We start from the raw sequence: 2,588 nt of genomic DNA, 5'->3' as shown, positions 1-2,588 counted from the left end.
CTCTCTAAGAGAAAACCAGCATACTCTCATTCGCAAACTTGCAAACTGTATTGAAGACCACTGGCAACATTACTTATCTCTGTCTCCCTACACTATACCAGAGGATCTCGGTTACGTGGAGGGAAATTTAGAAGGGGAGAAACTATTAATTGAAAATCGCTGTTATCAGACCCCCCAGTTTCGCAAATTACACCTAGAGTTAGCAAAAGTAAGTCATCGCCTTGATATTCTCCACTGTGTTATGTTCCCCCACTCCAACTACAACTTGCCAATTTTCGGAGTTGATCTTGTGGGAGGAAAAAGGTTTATTAGTGCGGCTATTGTTGATCTGTCTCCCGTTACCACTAAGCGCATCTTACCGATATCTTATCGCAGTGTTTTAGCCAAACTACCCAAAATTAAGTTTTCTCAACACCGCGATTTACCCAAGTGGGGAGATATTTTTTCGGAATTTTGTATATTTGTGCGTCCTGCCGATGCTCAAGAAGAAGCGGCTTTCCTTGAGCAAGTCAAGCATTTTTTGACTCTGCATTGTCAAATTGCGACCGCCATGATGCCGATTTCTTCTCCTTACCAGGAAGCTGAAATTCTGGCAGGACAACGCTACTACTGTACTCAGCAGCAGCATAATGACAAGACTCGAAGAATTTTAGAACAGTCTTTTGGTCAGCAATGGGCACAACGATATATAACTACAATGCTGTTTGATTCCCCTTGATTGGGTTTGGAGCTTAGGGAAATCTTCAAGTGAAATTTCACGGGCAATAGAAGTCTTAAAGTTAAATTTTGTAAATTTTTAATAAAGTTTGATTACTTTAGATTACAGTAAAGTAGTTAACATTTGGCGTAGTCATGCAGTCTGCTGAGAAACCTCAAAGGCTTGAATCTCTTCTCAAAGCTGGATTCGAGCGCTCCTTTGAAGCAATTGCTATCGTTGGTGACAACGGTCAGTTCATAGAGGTGAACCCTGCTGTCTGTGATTTATTTGGTTTAGCAAGGGAGGAATTGATTAATCACTCCATTATTAATTTTTTAAAACTAGACCTCAATTGTGAACAAGCATGGCACCTCTTTTGGGAAAGAGGGCAAGAAATTGGGGAAGTTCAACTCCTCTGCCCAAATGGCACGACACGAGCAGTGGAGTATACATCAGTTATAGACTTGTCACCTGGTAATCACTTGTTGATTTTGCGGGACATTACCAAGCGCCGACAAGCAGCAAAAGAGGAACTCCAACGCCAACATCAGCGGGTAGAGTTATTCTCTGAAGTAACTCTCAAAATTCGCCAATCTTTGCAACTCAAAGAAATTCTACAAACTGCTGTTACAGAGGTGCAAAGAATTCTTCGGGCTGATCGAGTACTGATTTACCAAGTTTTTGCCAATGGAACAGGTAAAATCATTAGCGAAGCGACCTTACCGACATATCCGGCAATTCTCGACGTTGAGTTTCCCGAAGAAGTCTTTCCCCCAGAGTACCGAGAACTCTATGGTCAAGGTCGCACCCAAGCTTACGCTGATGTTCATAGCCCTGATGCCGCTTTGGCTGAGTGCTTAGTTGAGTTTCTGGATGAATGGCATGTCAAAGCTAAACTGGTTGTGCCGATCTTACAAAGCCTCAACTCCCATACAAACAGCCAAAATCGCCGAGTTAAACCCCAGAATCAACTTTGGGGTTTGCTGATCGCCCATCAGTGTCAGGCTGCTCGACCATGGAGTGAGTTTGAGGTTGAACTGATGCAACAGTTGGCAGACCAAATCGGCATTGCCCTATCCCAAGCTCAACTGCTGGAGAATCTGGAAGAGATGGTTGCAGAACGGACAGCCGAGTTGAGGAAAGTAAACAGCAATCTGCAACAGGAAATTAATGATCGCCTTCAGGCAGAAGAAGCTTTGCGTCGTTCTGAAGAACAACTCCGCCTCATCACTAATGCACTGCCTGTTTTAATTGCCTACATTGACAAGGAACAGCGCTATCGCTTCAACAATCAAGCCTACAAAACCTGGTTGGGACTTTCCCCTTTAGAGGTGTCTGGATCTCACCTTCAGAAAGTCCATGGGAAGAAAGTCTATCAGCAGATTCGGGTGCATGTGGAGGCTGCCTTGTCAGGTCGGACAGTCACCTACGAACATGAAATGACCCTCAAAGATAGACGCACTCACTCCGTCAGCGTTACCTACATCCCTCATCTCAGCGAGGAGGAGGGTTTAGTTAAAGGTTTTTTTGCTTTAACAAGTGATATTAGCGATCGCAAAGCCATAGAACGGATGAAGGACGAGTTCATTTCAGTGGTCAGTCACGAACTCCGCACCCCTCTGGCCTCAATTCACGGTTCCCTGAAAATCCTGGCGACGGGAAAACTCGGTAAGCTCTCTGCCAAAGGACAGCGAATGCTGGAAATTGCCGACGAACAAACTGATCGCCTGGTGCGCTTAGTCAATAATGTCTTAGACCTACAGCGCATTGAGTCAGGTAAGGTGAATATGGACAAAAAAGCCTGCAATGCAGCTGACTTGATCAAAAAAGCAGTCCAGGCTATGCAAACAATGGCTAGTGAACATGGGGTTAACTTGGCAACCAAGTCCAC

At 44.6% G+C, this 2,588-nt stretch carries 2 protein-coding genes; both read left to right on the top strand.

Translation table 11 applies throughout. The annotated features are described in order from the left end of the window. A partial coding sequence (locus F6K49_RS40445) for a phycocyanobilin:ferredoxin oxidoreductase (protein WP_293106492.1) occupies positions 1-718 on the top strand: 718 nt, incomplete at its 5' end. 134 nt (positions 719-852) lie between these two features. Next, positions 853-2,588, top strand: a 1,736-nt coding sequence (locus F6K49_RS40440; RefSeq protein ID WP_293106489.1) for a PAS domain S-box protein, incomplete at its 3' end; no start/stop codon positions are given.

Source organism: Moorena sp. SIO3I6, assembly GCF_010672095.1.
Note: the sequence above shows the minus strand (reverse complement) of the source record. Positions and strands in the feature narration are given on the sequence as shown.